Source organism: Flavobacterium sp. AC267 (genome assembly GCF_979258715.1).
This window is the reverse complement of record NZ_OZ409875.1, coordinates 4,418,904-4,436,264: the sequence shown is the minus strand read 5'-3', so window position 1 is coordinate 4,436,264 and position 17,361 is coordinate 4,418,904. Positions and strand designations below refer to the sequence as shown.

Annotated in this window: 18 protein-coding genes and 1 pseudogene; 15 read left to right on the top strand and 4 right to left on the bottom strand. The window is 33.3% G+C overall.

Going from position 1 to position 17,361, the window contains the following annotated elements; translation table 11 throughout:
- Positions 1-103 precede the first annotated feature (103 nt).
- The 12 genes and pseudogenes from ACZZ95_RS23475 (at position 104) to ACZZ95_RS23420 (ending at position 11,630) form a co-directional block, all read left to right on the top strand.
- Positions 104-871, top strand: a complete 768-nt coding sequence (locus ACZZ95_RS23475) for an alpha/beta hydrolase fold domain-containing protein (RefSeq protein WP_463470924.1) — start codon at positions 104-106, stop codon at positions 869-871.
- Between the two features lie 166 nt (positions 872-1,037).
- Positions 1,038-2,258, top strand: coding sequence for a glycoside hydrolase family 88/105 protein (locus ACZZ95_RS23470; protein ID WP_463470923.1), 1,221 nt, complete (start codon positions 1,038-1,040; stop codon positions 2,256-2,258).
- A gap of 22 nt (positions 2,259-2,280) precedes the next feature.
- A complete protein-coding gene (locus ACZZ95_RS23465) occupies positions 2,281-3,504 on the top strand; it encodes a glycoside hydrolase family 88/105 protein (RefSeq protein WP_463470922.1) in 1,224 nt (407 codons plus the stop codon).
- A gap of 585 nt (positions 3,505-4,089) precedes the next feature.
- Complete coding sequence (locus ACZZ95_RS23460) at positions 4,090-5,679, top strand: glycoside hydrolase family 43 protein (RefSeq protein WP_463470921.1); 1,590 nt, start codon at positions 4,090-4,092, stop codon at positions 5,677-5,679.
- A 224-nt stretch (positions 5,680-5,903) separates the two neighbouring features.
- Positions 5,904-6,128 carry a hypothetical protein gene (locus ACZZ95_RS23455; protein WP_463470920.1) on the top strand — a complete coding sequence of 75 codons (225 nt, stop codon included), beginning with the start codon at positions 5,904-5,906 and terminating at the stop codon, positions 6,126-6,128.
- Positions 6,079-6,555 carry a pectate lyase gene (locus ACZZ95_RS23450; RefSeq protein ID WP_463470919.1) on the top strand — a complete coding sequence of 159 codons (477 nt, stop codon included), beginning with the start codon at positions 6,079-6,081 and terminating at the stop codon, positions 6,553-6,555. Before ACZZ95_RS23455 ends, ACZZ95_RS23450 begins: the two co-directional genes overlap by 50 nt.
- Positions 6,556-6,595: 40 nt before the next feature.
- On the top strand, positions 6,596-6,817 hold the full coding sequence (locus ACZZ95_RS23445; protein ID WP_463471759.1) for a pectate lyase: 222 nt from the start codon (positions 6,596-6,598) through the stop codon (positions 6,815-6,817).
- Positions 6,795-7,295 carry a pectinesterase family protein gene (locus ACZZ95_RS23440; protein ID WP_463470918.1) on the top strand — a complete coding sequence of 167 codons (501 nt, stop codon included), beginning with the start codon at positions 6,795-6,797 and terminating at the stop codon, positions 7,293-7,295. Before ACZZ95_RS23445 ends, ACZZ95_RS23440 begins: the two co-directional genes overlap by 23 nt.
- Positions 7,292-7,909 carry a pectinesterase family protein gene (locus tag ACZZ95_RS23435; protein WP_463470917.1) on the top strand — a complete coding sequence of 206 codons (618 nt, stop codon included), beginning with the start codon at positions 7,292-7,294 and terminating at the stop codon, positions 7,907-7,909. Before ACZZ95_RS23440 ends, ACZZ95_RS23435 begins: the two co-directional genes overlap by 4 nt.
- A 20-nt stretch (positions 7,910-7,929) precedes the next feature.
- Positions 7,930-9,141 (top strand): glycoside hydrolase family 28 protein, encoded by a 1,212-nt coding sequence (locus tag ACZZ95_RS23430; RefSeq protein ID WP_463470916.1) that lies wholly within the window; start codon positions 7,930-7,932, stop codon positions 9,139-9,141.
- A gap of 498 nt (positions 9,142-9,639) precedes the next feature.
- Positions 9,640-10,384, top strand: a pseudogene (locus ACZZ95_RS23425) (rhamnogalacturonan acetylesterase).
- Positions 10,385-10,874: 490 nt separating this feature from the next.
- Positions 10,875-11,630, top strand: coding sequence for a hypothetical protein (locus ACZZ95_RS23420; RefSeq protein WP_463470915.1), 756 nt, complete (start codon positions 10,875-10,877; stop codon positions 11,628-11,630).
- Here ACZZ95_RS23420 and ACZZ95_RS23415 read toward each other — a convergent pair.
- The 4 genes from ACZZ95_RS23415 to ACZZ95_RS23400 are packed head-to-tail and all read right to left on the bottom strand — an operon-like array spanning position 11,550 to position 12,887.
- Positions 11,550-11,738, bottom strand: coding sequence for a response regulator (locus ACZZ95_RS23415; protein ID WP_463470914.1), 189 nt, complete (start codon positions 11,736-11,738; stop codon positions 11,550-11,552). The two genes, ACZZ95_RS23420 and ACZZ95_RS23415, sit on opposite strands and share 81 nt — an antisense overlap.
- A gap of 55 nt (positions 11,739-11,793) precedes the next feature.
- Complete coding sequence (locus ACZZ95_RS23410; RefSeq protein WP_463471758.1) at positions 11,794-11,898, bottom strand: hypothetical protein; 105 nt, start codon at positions 11,896-11,898, stop codon at positions 11,794-11,796.
- A 46-nt stretch (positions 11,899-11,944) separates the two neighbouring features.
- Positions 11,945-12,253, bottom strand: coding sequence for an ATP-binding protein (locus ACZZ95_RS23405; protein ID WP_463470913.1), 309 nt, complete (start codon positions 12,251-12,253; stop codon positions 11,945-11,947).
- A gap of 1 nt (position 12,254) precedes the next feature.
- The gene (locus ACZZ95_RS23400; protein ID WP_463470912.1) at positions 12,255-12,887 is read right to left on the bottom strand and encodes a histidine kinase dimerization/phospho-acceptor domain-containing protein; all 633 of its coding nucleotides are present in this window, start codon (positions 12,885-12,887) and stop codon (positions 12,255-12,257) included.
- A gap of 453 nt (positions 12,888-13,340) precedes the next feature.
- On the opposite strand from ACZZ95_RS23400, the gene ACZZ95_RS23395 reads away from it, so the two are divergent.
- The 3 genes from ACZZ95_RS23395 (at position 13,341) to ACZZ95_RS23385 (ending at position 17,158) form a co-directional block, all read left to right on the top strand.
- Positions 13,341-13,709 (top strand): YcxB family protein, encoded by a 369-nt coding sequence (locus ACZZ95_RS23395; RefSeq protein ID WP_463470911.1) that lies wholly within the window; start codon positions 13,341-13,343, stop codon positions 13,707-13,709.
- An 814-nt stretch (positions 13,710-14,523) separates the two neighbouring features.
- Positions 14,524-15,810 (top strand): DUF4861 family protein, encoded by a 1,287-nt coding sequence (locus ACZZ95_RS23390; protein ID WP_463470910.1) that lies wholly within the window; start codon positions 14,524-14,526, stop codon positions 15,808-15,810.
- Positions 15,811-15,835: 25 nt separating this feature from the next.
- A complete protein-coding gene (locus ACZZ95_RS23385; RefSeq protein ID WP_463470909.1) occupies positions 15,836-17,158 on the top strand; it encodes a rhamnogalacturonidase in 1,323 nt (440 codons plus the stop codon).
- Positions 17,159-17,361 lie beyond the last annotated feature (203 nt).

Genomic DNA, 17,361 nt, shown 5'->3' with positions numbered 1-17,361 from the left:
TGAAGCGGTTAAAAAGGAGTTTAACGAATGTTGAACTCCTTTCTTAACTGAAAAGTTATAAGGTAAATGAAAAAAAGTAAATTAATTGTAGCATTGTTCTTTTATGTTATTGCTAGCGCATTGCCAGCAGTATAAGGTAGATACGTCTTATACCATTAAAACTACTTACGAAAAATTAATTAAGAAGTTTCCCTTTATAACAATTCCAGAAATTAAACCAAACGCAGACGTTCAAGAAAAGTTTGATCTGGTTTACCATCAGGAAAAAGAAAGAATTTTGCATTTCGATGCATTTATTAATACAAAAAAGAAAAAGAATCCAGCCGTAATTATGATTCACGGCGGCGGATGGAGATCTGGAAACAAAGGGCAGATGCAGTTTTTAGGAAAAGAAATTGCGACAAAAGGTTATTCTTGTTTTGCTATTGAATACAGATTATCATTAGAAGCAAAATATCCGACAGGCGTTGTTGATGTCAAAAATGCAATCAAATTTATAAAAGACAATGCGGTTAAATTAAATGTAGATCCAAACAAAATTGCTGTTTTAGGCTGTTCTTCGGGAGGGCAAATGGCGACTTTGATTGGTACAACAAATAAGAATCCGTTGTTTGAAGATCCATTATTTAAAAGTAAATCTTCTTCAAAAGTAAATGCGATAATTGATGTAGATGGGGTTTTAGCATTCAAGCATCCAGAATCATCAGAGGGAGATATGGTCGCGTTTTGGTTGGGCGGGAAATCAGATGAAATTCCAGAAAACTGGAAAAATGCTTCTGCTTTAACCCATACCGATAAAAATACACCGCCAACTTTGTACATCTGCGAGCAGTATTCCAAGATTCCACGCAGGACGCGACGATATGATTAAAATTTTGGATGAGAATAAAATCTATAATGAGGTACATACAATTTCAGATTCACCTCATTCATTTTGGTTTTACGAGCCTTGGTTTGGACAGACGATTTCGTACACAGTGCGATTTTTAGATAAAATTTTTAAGTAATTTAGAATAAAAATGAAACCAATATAACCTATGCGTATATCTCTTTCTAAAAAGATTAATCTTAAAACCGTAATTATTTTACTGCTTGTTTTCGGCGGAAAAAGTATTGCTCAGAATCAAAACGATTCAGAAAAAGCTGTAATTCCATACGAATTAAAATGGTCGGAAAGAACAGCACTTACCATTTTAAATAAATATCCGCAGGCTTGGCAACTGGACGGAAATGATAAACCGAAATGGGATTATAAAATGGGATTTGTATTGTCTGGTTTTGAAAAATTATATCAAAAAACCAACGATAAAAAATACCTGAATTATATAAAAGATTATGTCGATGGAATGATTGACAGCACCGGAAATATTAAGAAATATGATATCAAAGAATACAATATCGATTATTTAAATCCAGGAAAACTGCTGTTCAATTTGTATGATATTACAAAAGATTCACGCTATTTTCAAATCATAGGAAAATTGAGAAATCAGCTGGAAAGTCAGCCTCGAACGCCGAGCTGCGGCTTTTGGCACAAACAGATTTATCCCAATCAAATGTGGATTGACGGTTTGTATATGGCAGAACCTTTTTACACACAATTTACAGTGAAGTACGAAAAAGGAAAAAGCTTAGACGATATTGCAAAGCAGTTTGAATTGGTTCAAAATCATTTTGTAGACAAAAAAACAGGTTTAGTTTATCAGGCTTGGGACGAAAGTAAAGAAATTGGCTGGGCAGATAAACAAATGGGCACTTCGCCAACTATTTGGGGACGCGGCATTGGCTGGTACATGGTGGCGCTGGTGGAAACTTTAGATTATTTTCCGAAATCACATCCAAAATATAAAGTTTTGGTGGGGTATTTGAATCAGATTTCAAAAAATGTAAATCAGTACAAAAGTGAATCTGGACTGTGGTATCAAGTAGCAGATAAATCAGAAATATATGGGAATTATGTTGAGCCATCTGCTTCGGGAATGATTATTTATGCTTTTGCAAAAGGAGCTAATAAAGGCTATTTAGCAGGAAGTTATAAATCGGCGACCAAAAAATCTTTTGACAGTTTTGTAAAAGAATTTGTAAAAGTAGATAAAAAAGGAGAAGTAAATATTTTGAATGTTTCGTCGAATGTTGGTTTAGGAGGAAAACCTTTTCGCGACGGAACCAACCAATATTACCTTATGGCAAAACCAAAAGAAAATGGCGCAATAGGCATTGGAGCATTTTTATTGGTCGCAATAGAATTAGAAAAATAAAAGAATTTAAATATATTTTGAAATGAAAAACACTAGAAAGCACAGTTATTTGATGTCAGTTTTGATGATCTGCGTTATGACCATTACAAGTTGTAAAGTAACCTCTCAAGAACCGGCAAAAAAAGATATTGTAATTGCAAAGAACGCGAAGTGGTCTGATAAAATGGCTTTAACCTTGATGAAACGCCATACAGAAGGATATATGCTGGATGATGCTAAAAAACCAAAATGGGATTATGTACACGCTCTAGTTCTTCATTCTATCGAAGAATTATACAAAAAAAATCCAGATCCAAGATATAAAGCTTACGTAAGAGGTTATGTAGACGAGTTGGTTCAGGCTGATGGAAGTATTAAAACATACGAATTCGACAAATTCAATATCGATTTAGTACTGCCGGGACGTTTGCTTTTTGATGTTTATGCTCAATCAAAAGAAGATAAATACTTAAAAGCAATGCAGTTAATCCGTAAGCAAATTGCAGAACAGCCAAGAACAGCAAGCGGCGGATTCTGGCACAAACAAATCTATCCAAATCAAATGTGGTTAGACGGTTTGTATATGGGAGAACCATTTTACGCGCAGTATACAATGACATTTGAAAACGGAAAAAGCTTTGATGATATCGCAAAACAATTTGAGTTGATTCAGCTTCACGCTACAGATCCAAAAACAGGATTATTGTACCACGGATGGGACGAAAGCAAACAAATGCCTTGGGCAGATAAAGAAACAGGAAATTCTCCAAACTTTTGGTCTAGATCTTTAGGATGGTACGCAATGGCTTTGGTTGATGTTTTAGATTATATGCCGAAAGATCATCCAAAACAAAAAGAATTGGTAAAATATTTAAACAATGTATCTGAGGCTTTACTTAAATTTCAAGATAAATCGGGCTTGTGGTATCAGGTTACAGACAAAGTTGATGGAAAAGGAAATTATTTAGAAGCTTCAGGTTCGGCTATGTTTGCTTATTCTTTTGCGAAAGGAGCGAACAAAGGATATTTACCAGCTAAATTTAAAAAAGCCGCCAACAAAGCTTTTGACGGATTAACGAAAGTTTTAATCAAAAAAGTAGACGAAGACGGCAGCATTACCCTGACAAATTGTCGCCAGGTTGCTGGTTTAGGCGGCAATCCATATCGTGATGGTTCTTATGACTATTATGTAAACGAAAGAAAAAAAGACAACGATCCTAAAGCAACTGGTCCTTTTATTTTGGCGACTTTGGAGTTGAATAGATAATTTTTAATGGTTAATGGTTAATTGTTAATTGTTAATTGTTAATTGTTAATGGTTAATTGTGAATGGTTGATTGTCAATTGTTAATGGTTGGTTGTTGAAGGTTGATTGTTAATGATTGATTGTTAATGGTTGATTGTTAATGGTTGATTGTTAATGGTTGAAGGTTGAAGGTTGATTGTTAATGGTTATTTATTAATTATTAATTGTTTAAATTGAATGTTGCACTGGTCTTCCTGAGCGAAGTCGAAGGATGGTAACTTAATTTACTCGCTATAGAAACCCGACAGGTTTTTAAAAACCTGTCAGGTTTAACGAAACGAAGAACGAGACGAAAATTATTTCTCGGAAGTGAGAAAAAACTAAAACGTGTTAGGTCTTTAAAAAGAAATTTACTTGCTATACAAACCTGACAGGTTTTAAAAACCTGTCAGGTTTAACGAAACGAAGAACGAGACGAAAATTATTTTTCGGAAGTTAGAAAAAACTAAAACTTGTTAGGTCTTTAAAAAGAAATTTACTCGCTATAGAAACCCGACAGGTTTTAAAAACCTGTCGGGTTTAATTAAATAAGAAATTGTTATTAAAATGAAAAATATAAAAATTATTCTTTTTCTTCTTTCCATTTTTTCTTTTGAGAAGAATACTGCACAAGTCTGGGTGCCTGATAATGGAGATGGAACGTATACAAATCCTATTATTCATGCCGATTATTCAGATCCGGATGTTGTTCGCGCAGGCGATGATTATTATATGACAGCTTCCTCTTTTAATTGTATTCCGGGATTACCTATTTTACATTCTAAAGATTTAATAAACTGGAAAATTATTGGCCACGCACTTGTGAAACAGTCGCCGTTTGAAACGTACAATAAAGTACAACACGGAAATGGAGTTTGGGCGCCGAGCATTAATTATCATAACAACGAATTTTATATTTATTACCCAGATCCAGATTTCGGAATTTATATGATCAAAGCCAAAAAAGCAGAAGGACCGTGGTCTGAACCGCTTTTGGTAAAAGCAGGAGTTGGTTTAATAGATCCGAGTCCGCTTTGGGATACTGATGGTAAAGCGTACTTGGTTCATGCTTTTGCAGGAAGTCGTGCTCAGATTAAGAGTTTATTAGTCGTTTGTACTATGAATTCAGAAGGTACTGTGGTGAATAATGACGAAGTAATGGTAATTGACGGACATGATGGCGAGGGAACAATCGAGGGACCAAAATTTTACAAACGCAATAATTATTACTACATCTTTGCGCCAGCGGGCGGAGTACCAACGGGATGGCAGACAATCATGCGATCTAAAAATGTTTTTGGCCCTTATGAAAAGAAAAAGGTCTTAGAACAAGGATCAACTGCTGTCAACGGGCCGCACCAAGGTTCGTGGGTACAGACGCAGACGGGTGAAGATTGGTTTTTCCATTTTCAGGATAAAGGAGCATACGGACGAATTGTGCATTTACAGCCCATGAAGTGGGAAAATGACTGGCCGGTTATGGGGCAGGATTTTGATAAAAACGGAATTGGCGAACCTGTTACAACTTATAAAAAGCCAAATGTTGGAAAAAAATATCCAATAGAAACTCCCGCAGAATCAGATGAATTTAATTCACCAAAATTAGGTTTACAATGGCAGTGGCAGGCAAACAAACAAATCAACTTTGGTTTTCCAACAAGTTTGGGTTATCTCAATTTGTTTTGCAATACAACCACTAAAAATATTTTTAATGCTCCAAATTTACTGCTTCAAAAATTCCCGGCTGAAGAATTTACAGCAACAACAAAACTTACTTTTAATCCCAGATTAAACGGGGAATCAACTGGTCTCATTATTATGGGATTGGATTATAGTTACTTGTGTTTTAAAAATGAAAACGGGAAATTATATCTGAATCAGAAAACGGGAACTTTTGACAAAACCATTTCAGAAACAGAAACGAAACCAATAGTAATTGAAAATAATACGATTTATTTAAGAGTACAAATTAAAAAAGGAGGAATCTGCAGTTTCTTCTACAGTTTAGACGATAAAAATTACCAAGCGATAGGAAAAGATTTTACAGCAAAGGAAGGAAGATGGATTGGAGCAAAAGTTGGACTTTTTGCTTTAGGGGAAGAAGTGAAAAACGATTCTGGAAATGCGACTTTTGATTGGTTTAGAATAACAAAATAAAAGAGCAGAAAAACGACTTTTATTGATTTTTTGAAAAAAAAGGCTTTCATAAATCGCGTGTATTAAATGAATTTTAAAAAATAATAGTAAGATACATTTTCAATAGAGAAAGTGATTAAAAATACATTGCAAATGATTTTTCTTACAAATTATGCTTTTAAATTTTTGAATACACGGTTTTAGACAAGTTTCAAATTATACCTTACGAATTAAAACACATTAAAATGATTCGATTAAAAAATACAGCTTTAGTTTTTTTGTTCTTTCTGAGTGTCGGACTTACAGCTCAAAACACTTATAAAAGCTGGTCTGAAATTATTCGAAAGAGTGATGCCTCTTGGTTTGCTTCGGCGGAAGCCAAAAGAATTGCCGAAAATGTTTTGTTGTACCAAAGAGATATTGGAGGGTGGCCAAAAAATATTCAGATGCAAGCAAGAGTTAACAGATAAGCAAAAGAAAGATTTAACGGCGCTTAAAAAAACGGCTGAAGAAACCACTACAGATAATGGAGCAACTTGTCAGGAAATGCTTTTCATGTCAAAAATGTATGCTCAGGTAAAAGACGAGCGCTATAAGGACTCTTTTTTAAAAGGATTAAATTATTTACTTGAAGCACAATATGCAAACGGCGGCTGGCCTCAGTTTTATCCCTTAAAAAAAGGATATTACACGCATATAACGTACAATGACGATTCGATGGTTAATATTCTAAATGTAATAAAAGCCGTGGCAGATGAAACGGATTATTACAGCATTAAACCTTCAAAAGAAATTGTAGAAAAATCTAAAAAAGCATTTTATAAAGGAATTGACTGTATTTTAAAAACGCAATACAAACAAAATGGTGTTTTAACAGTCTGGTGCGCGCTGACATGACGAAGTTACACTCGCGCCGGCAAATGCAAGAGCTTTTGAACTGGCTTCTTTAAGCGGTTATGAATCTGCCAAAATTGTATTGCTTTTAATGTCTCTTGAAAAGCCTTCACCAGAAATTGTTACTGCTGTAAAGAGTGCTGTGGCTTGGTTTGAAAAAACAAAAATTACCAATTTAGAAGAAAAAAGAGTGCAGAATGATGCGGGGAAAATTATAGATAAAAAGATGATTCCTGCCACAAATGCGACGACCACTTTGGGCTAGATTTATGGACTTGGAAACCAACGAACCATTCTTTTGCGATCGTGACGGAATCAAGAAAAAATCATTGGATCAAATTGGTTCAGAAAGACGAAACGGCTATTCTTGGTATACTGAAGCACCAAAAGAAGTTTTAAAAAAATTTCCAGACTGGGCAGTAAAAAACGGTACAAAAGCAGGTGCCACAGAAAAGAAAAATGTTACTTTAATTACGGTTGCACAAGACGGATCTGGAGACTTTACCAAAATTCAGGATGCCGTTTATGCTTGTCCGGCGTTTCCGTATGAGAAAGTTACTATAATGGTAAAAAACGGAACTTACAACGAAAAAGTCCGAATTCCAGAATGGAACACCAATGTTATTTTGAAAGGCGAAAGCAAAGAAAATACCATAATTACTTTTGATGATAACTTCTCCAAAATTGCTTTAGGACGAAACAGCACCTTTTTATACCTATACACTTTTGGTAGAAGGAGATGATTTCGCAAGCATCTAACCTAACGATTAAAAATACTTCAGGCGAACGCGGTCAGGCAATTGCATTATCCGTTGTGGCAAATCGCGCTAAAATTTCAAATTGTAATCTTTTAGGAAATCAGGACACTTTGTATATTTCTGGAAAAGACGCCAAACAGTATTTTAAAGACTGTTATATTGAAGGAACAACCGATTTCATTTTCGGAAGTGCGACAGCATTGCTTGAAAATTGTGTCATTCACAGCATTAAAAGTTCTTACATTACTGTCGCTTCGACACCAGAAGGAACTCCTTTTGGGTTTGTTTTTAAAAACTGTAAACTCACTGCAAACCCTGAAGCAAAAGATGTTTATCTGGGCAGACCTTGGCGTATTTATGCTAAAACAGTTTACATTAATTGCGAAATGGGCAGTCAGATTAAACCTGAAGGCTGGGAAAATTGGTCAAAACCAGAAGCAGAAAAAAACGCTTTTTATGCAGAGTACAATTGTACAGGTGCTGGTTTTCAACCTACAAAAAGAGTAAGCTGGTCCCATCAGCTTTCTAAGAAAGAAGCGGGAAAATATACAATAGAAAATATTCTTAAAGATAAGACAGCAAATTGGTATTCAAATTAGTTCAGCAAAAAACAGTATTCATGAAATTAAAATATATCTTTTTTTTATTGCTTTCGTGGGCATCATTTTCGCAGAACAATGATTTCCCTTCAAGCAGATTAGATTCGATTGTAAAAAGAATTCAGTCGCCGGTAATTCCTGCCTATCAGATAAATGTAGCGAAACTGGGTGCCAAAGGCGACTCTGTTACCGATAACAAAAAGGTTTTTGATAAAGCGATGGCATTGTGCAAAAAAAATAACGGCGGAACCATTATCGTACCCAAAGGAATTTATAAAATTAATGGACCAATTCACTTTGTCAGCAATGTCAATTTGAAAATAGAGAAAGGCGCAAAAATTAAATTCAGCGATAATCCAAAAGACTATCTGCCTTTGGTTTTAACAAGCTGGGAAGGAACAATGCTCTACAATTACAGTCCGTTAATTTATGCCAATAACTGCACCAATATTGCCCTTACCGGAGAAGGAACAATTGATGGAGAAGGCGGTAAAATTTGGAAAACATTTAAGGCAAAAGAAGGAGAAGGCAAAAATCGCACGTACGAAATGAATCATAACAATACTCCAATTGCAGAAAGAAAATTTGGAGAAGGTTATTTCTTAAGACCGCAGATGATCCAGTTTTTTAATTGCAAGAATGTTTTAGTAGAAAATGTTCGAATTGAAAACTCTCCATTTTGGTGTCTGCATCTTTTAAAATCTCAAAGTATTACAGTGCGAGGAATCAGTTACAAATCCTTAAATCATAACAATGACGGAATTGACCCTGAGTATGCAAAAGATGTTTTAATAGAAAATGTAACCTTTAATAATGGCGATGACAATGTTGCCATAAAAGCAGGAAGAGATCACGAAGGAAGAGCAAACACAGCTACTCCGAGCGAAAATATAGTAATTAGAAATTGCAATTTTAAAGGACTTCACGGTGTCGTAATTGGCAGTGAAATGTCTGCAGGAGTTCAGAATGTTTTTGTTGAAAATTGTAAAACAGCGGGTTATTTAAAAAGGGGAATTTATTTAAAAACCAATGCCGATAGGGGAGGGTATATCAAAAATATATTTGTAAACAATATTCAATTAGACGAAGTAGAAGACTGTATTTACATTACGGCAAATTATCACGGAGAAGGCAAAGGTTTTCAATCGGATATATCAAATGTATATTTTTCGAATATTACCTGCAGACAAAGCATCAGAATCTGGAATTGTAATTCAGGGATTCCCAGATAAAAAAATCAGAAACATAACTTTAAAAAATATCGAAATCAAATCGGCAAAAAACGCATTATCCAATGAAAATGCAGAAAACGTTTTAATGACAGATGTATTTATAGGTCAGAGAGCGACAGTGCCTTCTGCGGTTTCGAAAAAATAGGTTTTTTTTGGAGGTGCAGAGGTTCAGAGGGGCAAAGGTTCAAAGTGCAGAGGTTCAGAGGGACAAAGGTTTAAAGGTTCAGATTGTACTGTAGAGACGCACAGCAGTGCGTCTCCGCAAAGAGAATCCACAAAAATTTGTTCCTGTAGACTCTCAAAGGTTCAAAGGTGCAGAGGTGCAGAGGAACAGAGGTTCCTAGTAACAAAGGTTTAAAGGTTTAAAGGTTCAGATTGTACTGTAGAGACGCACAGCAGTGCGTCTCCGCAAAGAGAATCCACAAAACAATTAAAAATTAAAAATTAAAAATTAACAATTTATAATTGACAATTAACAATTATCACAATCAACCAGAAATGAAAAAATATATCGTTCTAACGTTTCTAATCTCCTCCATTTGTTTCGCACAAAAAACTACCCTATACACTATAGGCGATTCTACAATGGCAAGTAAAAAAGATCCGGAGCGTAATCCAGAACATGGGTGGGCACAGGTATTGCGTACCATTTTTTAAAGATAATATTGTAGTGGTCAACAAAGCCGTAAATGGCAGGAGCACCAAAAGTTTTATCAATGAAAAACGCTGGGATTCAATTTACAATAAACTAAAAAAAGGAGATTACGTATTTATCGAATTCGGACATAACGATGAAAAAATAGAAGATTCTACCCGATATACAAATCCGCATACCGCTTATAGGTATAATTTAATTCGATTTGTAAAAGAAAGCAGAGCAAAAGGAGCTGTTCCAGTTTTATTGACTTCGATTGCCAGACGTAATTTTAATGAAAAGGGAGTTTTAGTTCCTACACATGGTGATTATCCTTTAGAAACCAGATTAGTCGCGCATGAATATAATGTCCCATTTATCGATTTAGAATATTATACAGAGCTTTTAGAGCAGTCATACGGACCAGAAAAATCGAAACAGTCGCATTTACATTTTAAAGCAGGTGAAAATGCTTTTTACGATAAAGAAAAAGCAGATGATACCCATTTGTCACTATTGGGAGCCAAAAGCATTGCCCAAATAGTTATCGAGCAGTTAAAAACTTCCAATGATACAGCTTTGGAAAATCTTAAAAAAGGAATTAAATAAAAAAACAAAAATAAAATCCCTCAAACATAAACTTTAAAATCATAAGATAATTTTCAATTTAATCAGTGAATTATCATTTGAATATTGCATTGCTGTTGGATTTCCTAATTTTTAGGTTTTTAATATTTTAACAATTTTAAAAGTGAGAAATCTTATTCTCACTTTTTTTTACAATAGTTTTTTTTACCTCCATTTATAAAAAAAAGAATATTTATTGATCAAGGTAATTAAATCTTTACATGTAAGCTTTAGTGAATTAATGAGGATTATATTTTTTGATTTACTTAAAAAAATACCTTAAAATGTAAGTAATAAAACTTTTACCGGCACTTCTAGAATCAATTTCGGTAGAACTTTGTACACTCAAATAAAGTATAGAATATATTGTATTTTGCTGATTGCTAGTGTTTTGTTTTGTGGCTTTGAAGTAAAAAATTTATTGATGCTCTATTTTGAAATAACGAAAAAAGAAATTGATAATTAAAATGCTATGAAAAATAAATTACTTCCTTTACTATTCGTCTTAGGTAGTTATTCGGCTTATTCTCAAGCGGTAATAGGCAAGGTAGAGGTAAATCCTTCTGCTCAATTAGAGGTTTATGCAAATGACAAAGGAATTTTGATTCCTCAAGTCCCATTAACGGGAAGTACAGATCGTACAACTATTAAAAATAGAAATACAAACAGTTTATTGGTTTTTAATACGGCGACTGTTTCAGATGTAACACCAGGTTACTATTATTGGTATATTGACAGATGGTGTAGAATTGCAATTTCCAGTGATATAGGTACTGGAAACGGTATTACTAGTACAAATGTTAATCCTGCTGGAGATTTGATTATTACATATACAGATGGAACTACTATTAATGCTGGTCATGTAAAAGGAGATAAGGGAGAACCAGGTTTGTCTGGAAAGGATGGAAAAGGTATTGCTTCTTCTATTGTTGATGCTTCTGGACATCTTATTATTACCTATACAGACAATACTACTTCAGATTTGGGAGTAATAAAAGGTATTGACGGTACTAATGGAAAAGATGGAAGAGGTGTAACCAGTATGACTATTGATGGGGACAGCCACCTTATAATCAAATACACTGACGGTACTACTGCAGATCTTGGAAAAATAAAAGGTATCGATGGGAACCAAGGACCACAAGGTTTAATTGGAGCACAAGGACCAACAGGAGCACAGGGAGCAACGGGAGCTGTTAATATCGGGCATATTAAGATCGCTTATTAACAGATCGATGTCACTATTTTTTAAAACTTCTATTGCCTCATTTACAGATGAAGCTTTATAAGTACGATAATTAAAAGTCTTCAATTGTCTTTGAACCAAATCCAGCATATCATTATTGTCATCTACAACAAGTATATTTTCTTTTTTTAAAATTCATTTTGTTTTACAGTAAAGGGATTCTAATTATAAAAATAGTCCCGTTCGGAATGTTATTTTCTATTTGTATTTCGCCATTATGATTCTTGATTATTCCGTGAACGACACTCAGGCCTAATCCGCAACCGTAACTTACAGGTTTAGTCGAGAAAAAAGGCTCAAATATTTTTTTCTTTTATATTTTCTGGAATACCAGTTCCCTGATCCTCAATTCTTAGAAATAAATTAAAACCATCATGATCCACTATGATCCTAATTGTGCTCTTTTCTGGAGAAGCATATATAGCATTTATAAGTAAATTAAATAAAACTTGAGTGATTTGAACAGAGTCAAGTTTAACTGCTATATTTTCATTTGTAAAAACCAATTCATGTTTGATTCCCTTTTTTTGAAAGTTTGATTTTAGAAATGACAAAGCAAAAAGAATAATCGGTTTTATTTCCTGTAATTCTAGTTTGTGCAGCATTTCACAAGAAAAAAAACATTAATTTTTTGACAATCTCCCTCGAGTAAATAACAGAATTTATTACAATTGAAATATCTGAATCGATATCAGGATCCTTATTTTGTTCCTTAATCAATTCTGCAAAACCCAATATATTGCCCAATGGCGTATTCAGTTCATGAGCAATTCCGGCTGTCATTTCACCAAGAAGCGTAAGGCGCTCCATGCGTTCTATTGTTCTTCTCAGTGCGGCTTTCTTTTCTAATGTCTGGTACTTTTCAATATAATTTCCAATTTCTATTGCAATAGTATCAAGGAGTTTCTGTTCGTCTTCTTGAAAATCGTCCTGTATATATTTTCTGGAAGGATAATTAACCTTAATATGACCACAATCTTGATCCTTAATTTTTATAACGCTAGATTGAAAAACGCTGGGCTCGCTTTTTTCTGAGGTAGAAAGATGATAATTTAGAATATGAATTTCTACAACCGCATCTAAATTATAACACCAGGCATTTTTTGTGCTTACAATAATTTCATAAAGGGTTTGAATATGTATAGAATTGGATTTAGAAATGATTTTAGAGATTTCATAAAGACAACTAAGCTCCTTAATTTTTTCTTTCAGTTTTTCTTCCGTTAACTGCCTGTTCATTGTAAGAAAATATTTGTTTATATTTTAAATTAAATTCAAAAGTAAATAAATATTTCAGACTTAATAATAAAAGAACGTTAATTGTTAACTATTTGAAAATAAAATAAATACATTAAGTTTTAAAGTCTTATAGTGTTATTTTTTTGTCTTTTTGAGGCAGATTTTATAAGTTGTTTGTTTAAAAAAATCAGTAAAAAAGCGAGATAATTTTTATAATTTATTTTTAACGATTTTTAGCAGTAATAAAGTCTTATTTTGATAGTTTAAAAACTTTTAAGTCTATCAAATGAAATGATGTTGGAATACTTTTGCTCTTGAGTAATACCCAAGAAAACAAAAATAATTATGACATCTGCTAATTTTCTATTAGAGTTTCAATTAAATATCTCCGAAATAAAACAACTCAACAAAATGTATTTTAAGCACTTGTTTAAAGAGCGAATTGTATTTTGCATGCTTACGCTTTTGACATTTGTAGTTTGTATTGATTTTATTCTAGAAACAGATTTCTTGCAGTGGTTAATAAGCAGTCTTGTTTTAGTTGTAGCTTTTATAATACTTCAATTCTTTTGTATTAATACTATTTCGGATATGGTTTTTCAATTGTCGAAAAGGTTATTAAAGTTTGATAAATTTCACCGTAAATACAAATTAACATTTACGTATTCTGATATTTGTGTTCACTCGCCATTGGGAGCATTAACTCATAAATGGACAAAAATTGAAAAGGTAATTTCGACAAAAGACGGCTTGTTTCTCTATGTAAAAGAAAGAAACAATTATATTATTTCTATTTCTAAAAAAAGAATACCATTGCCGTAAAATAGAAGAACTGCTCGCATTTATTGAGAGTAATATCACTACAGTTACTAAGATTTGATTAGAAAAAAAAACCTTATTCTGTTTATTTTCTGGCATTTTGGGGCTAATAATAATTTTTTAGCAATCTAATTTTGTTATAGCTTTTAAAACTAAGGAAATGCAGAAAGAACGAGTGTTGGTGCGGGATAATAAAGGAGTCTTCTTAAAAATGTTTAAAAGAAAGCTTAAAGATGAATTTGAATTTCATGAAAAACTTTTTTTGATCATAGCGAAAAGGAGGTAAAACCTTATGACCGAATTGTGTATGTAGTTTACAGTAAAGAGGAACTGCTTGGTTTTTTACAGGAAAATAAGAGACCTAATGTTCTAGTTTGTTTATTTAATAAACAGTTTTATGCAAGTTTGGCATTCTTGGACGTAATTAACAACTTGATTTTGTTTGATGAGTCAAAAACAAGCCGTGAAATTTTTAAAGAATTGAAAACATTTTTTAAAAAGAAACTGGATTTTACAAATGAGAAAGTTTCGCTATCAGAATTGCAAATGCCTAATGTAAAATCTCAGGAATATTACAAGGCGATGTATTTTTTAATGTAATTTATTTATTTTTTTATATTTTTTCGTGCATATACTTTTTAATTAAAGACTTGGTTAAAGAGTTATGCCTTTTGATGCAGGATAAAAGTTGTTCGTTATCCTGCATTTTTTTTTTGATAATACTGAAGTTATCCAGCTAAAGTTTTTATATAATTAAGTGTTGTATTAACAATTAAAAAAACTTAAATTGTTCTTTTTAAATAAAGAATAAGAAAGAATGAAAAAAACAGTGTTATTTTATCTTCCGATTACTTTAATAACAGCTTTTTTTACAAGTTGTAAAGTTTCTCAAAATGTTTCAGAAAAAGCTATTGTTCTGAAAAACACTAGTTCTCTGGCTTTATCTCAAAAAGCAATTGCAATAAAAAGAGAAAATATCGGTAATAGGACTAAAGGAACTTTTCCAATATTACTTTTTAAAACAGATACAATTCCAGCACAAACAAATGATCTTAATGGTGATGGAAAATGGGATGAAATCTTTTTTACAACTGATTTTTCGCCAAAGGAAGAAAAGAATGTTCAGTTAAAATGGTCAGAAACAGATCCGAAATTTACAGTTAAAACAAGTGTGCGATTCGGAAAAAGAGAAGCCGAAAACCTGCCTGTTCATCCAGATACAATAGAGGTTTTAATGGCCGATCAAGTATATAAAAAATTAGGCTATCAAAAATACCAGACAGATGGGCCGACTTGGGAAAATGATAAAGTAGGTTTTAGACATTATCTCGATGGAAGAAATTCTAAAGATGTTTTTGGAAAAAAACTTCCAGGCATAACGCCGGAAAATGTAGGTATAAACAGTAAAGGCGCCGTTGAAGATAATTACCATGTAATGTACGATTGGGGAAGAGATATTTTTCCTGTTGGAAACTCCGCTGGTCTGGGAGCTTATGCTTTATTGATCGACAACAAAATTAACAGACTCGGAATTTTATTAAATGATACCATTAATAATGTTGAAAAAACAACTTTCAAAATTGTATCTGAAGGACCTGTAAATTCTGTTTTGAGTTATCATTATGAAAACTGGAAAGCCTCAGGAAATTTATATCAGGTGCAGGAAACAGCTTCTATCTGGCCGGGAATGTACGGTTATAAAAACACAGTTTCCATAAACGGTATTAAAGGAAAAGAAACTTTTCTGGCGACTATTTCTAATTTGAATAATAAAAATCCGCTTCAGGTAATCGAATCTGGAGACTGGGTATGTTTGATCCAGCACGATTATTTAACCTATGAGCGCCAATGGATCTTGGGAACCGCGATATTAGTTCCAAAAAATTTATATCAAGGGTATATCGAAGCACCAAAAACGGGACAATTGACAGATTCCTATTTAGCAAAATTAACGGTTGAAAATAATAAGGAAATTAGTTATTATTCCGTCGCGACTTGGGAGTTGAGCGCCGATAAAGGTTTTAATGATTCGAAATTTTTTACCAATTATGTAACGAATCTGGCCAAACAGCTTTCGGCTAAAATAGAAGTTCAAGTTAGATAAATTACACATTAACAGCTGTTGCGGAATGAAAAAGATCCTTATCATTTTATGTTTTATTGGAAATACGCATTTTTCTTTTTCACAACAGCAGACAAATACATTTCCTGACGGAACTCCTATTGAAAAATGGTTTAAAAACGATACAAAACTAAAATTAAAAGATTTAGGAAACCAATATACAATTACCAATTTTGGAGTTAAAAACGATAGTACTATAGTCCAGACCCAAGCTCTACAAGCCGTTATTGATAAAGCAGGGGCGGGCGGAGGCGGCGTAATCGTGATTCCGAAAGGCGTTTTTTTGAGCGGGGCTTTATTTTTTAAACCAAAGACGGTTTTATATTTAGAAAAAGGCGCTGTTTTAAAAGGATCTGATGATATTGCTGATTATCCAATACTGCCTTCGCGAATGGAAGGGCAGAATTTAGATTATTTTCCCGCTTTGATAAATGCATACGGCGTAGATTATTTTTCTATTTCCGGCCACGGCACAATTAACGGAAACGGAAAAAAGTTTTGGGAAGCTTTCTGGAAAAGACGAAGTGAAAATCCAGAATGTACCAATCTAGAAGTTTCAAGGCCAAGATTAATTTTTGTATGGAACTCGAACAACGTTCAATTTCAAGATGTGAAATTGATAAATTCTGGTTTTTGGACGAATCATTTTTATAAATGTACTAATATTAAACTTTTAGGACTTTATGTTTTTTCACCGCATATCGAAATCAAAGCTCCAAGCACCGATGCAGTCGATCTTGATGTCTGCGAAAATGTTTTAATAAAAGACTGTTATATGTCTGTAAATGATGATGCGGTTGCTTTAAAAGGCGGAAAAGGTCCGTATGCAGATCAGGATAAAAATAACGGTCCAAACAAAAATATTATAATTGAAGGGTGCACTTTTGGCTTTTGTCATTCGGCTTTGACGAATGGAAGCGAAGCCATTCACAATCGAAATGTTATATTTCGAAATAGTAAAATTGAAGGCGCTTCTCGTTTACTTTGGTTAAAAATGCGACCAGACACACCGCGCCGATATGAATATATTTTGGTTGAGAATATAAAAGGAGAAGCCGAAACTTGTCTGGCGGTTTTTGCGTGGAGGCAGTTTTATGATTTAAAAGGACGTCCAGATATTCCTTTGTCTTACGGAGATCATATTACTTTAAGGAATATTAAGCTTAAATGCACTAATTTTTACGGCGTAGAAAAAGATCCAAATGTTCGTTTGAGTAATTTCAAATTTGAAAACTTGACCATAGAAACATCCAAAACAAAGATCGATAAAACGATTATAGACGGCCTGATTTTAAAAAATGTCTACATGAATAAGAGTCTAATTGAGTAATTTTTTCCGTTGTTGAGTAATTTTCCCACTGTTTAACGCATAGAATAGAGCATACTCAGTCGCGTTTTGTATTATTTTTTTTTATGTCTTGAATAGTTTGCAGAAAGCTCAAAAATGATCTTTGTAAATTTGTTTTTAAAATAAGTATTTGATTGTTAATGGTTTGTGTTTGTTGGTTTTTTTGAAAAAGAATAAGTCAATTT

What these genes read in the sequence shown, in the direction of transcription:
- ACZZ95_RS23475 (WP_463470924.1), top strand. Translation starts at nt 104, where the DNA reads ATGTTATTGCTAGCGCATTGCCAGCAGTATAAGGTAGATACGTCTTAT.
- ACZZ95_RS23470 (WP_463470923.1), top strand. Translation starts at nt 1,038, where the DNA reads ATGCGTATATCTCTTTCTAAAAAGATTAATCTTAAAACCGTAATTATT.
- ACZZ95_RS23465 (WP_463470922.1), top strand. Translation starts at nt 2,281, where the DNA reads ATGAAAAACACTAGAAAGCACAGTTATTTGATGTCAGTTTTGATGATC.
- ACZZ95_RS23460 (WP_463470921.1), top strand. Translation starts at nt 4,090, where the DNA reads ATGAAAAATATAAAAATTATTCTTTTTCTTCTTTCCATTTTTTCTTTT.
- ACZZ95_RS23455 (WP_463470920.1), top strand. Translation starts at nt 5,904, where the DNA reads ATGATTCGATTAAAAAATACAGCTTTAGTTTTTTTGTTCTTTCTGAGT.
- ACZZ95_RS23440 (WP_463470918.1), top strand. Translation starts at nt 6,795, where the DNA reads ATGCGACGACCACTTTGGGCTAGATTTATGGACTTGGAAACCAACGAA.
- ACZZ95_RS23435 (WP_463470917.1), top strand. Translation starts at nt 7,292, where the DNA reads ATGATTTCGCAAGCATCTAACCTAACGATTAAAAATACTTCAGGCGAA.
- ACZZ95_RS23430 (WP_463470916.1), top strand. Translation starts at nt 7,930, where the DNA reads ATGAAATTAAAATATATCTTTTTTTTATTGCTTTCGTGGGCATCATTT.
- ACZZ95_RS23420 (WP_463470915.1), top strand. Translation starts at nt 10,875, where the DNA reads ATGAAAAATAAATTACTTCCTTTACTATTCGTCTTAGGTAGTTATTCG.
- ACZZ95_RS23415 (WP_463470914.1), bottom strand. Translation starts at nt 11,738, where the DNA reads ATGCTGGATTTGGTTCAAAGACAATTGAAGACTTTTAATTATCGTACT.
- ACZZ95_RS23405 (WP_463470913.1), bottom strand. Translation starts at nt 12,253, where the DNA reads ATGCTGCACAAACTAGAATTACAGGAAATAAAACCGATTATTCTTTTT.
- ACZZ95_RS23400 (WP_463470912.1), bottom strand. Translation starts at nt 12,887, where the DNA reads ATGAACAGGCAGTTAACGGAAGAAAAACTGAAAGAAAAAATTAAGGAG.
- ACZZ95_RS23395 (WP_463470911.1), top strand. Translation starts at nt 13,341, where the DNA reads ATGCTTACGCTTTTGACATTTGTAGTTTGTATTGATTTTATTCTAGAA.
- ACZZ95_RS23390 (WP_463470910.1), top strand. Translation starts at nt 14,524, where the DNA reads ATGAAAAAAACAGTGTTATTTTATCTTCCGATTACTTTAATAACAGCT.
- ACZZ95_RS23385 (WP_463470909.1), top strand. Translation starts at nt 15,836, where the DNA reads ATGAAAAAGATCCTTATCATTTTATGTTTTATTGGAAATACGCATTTT.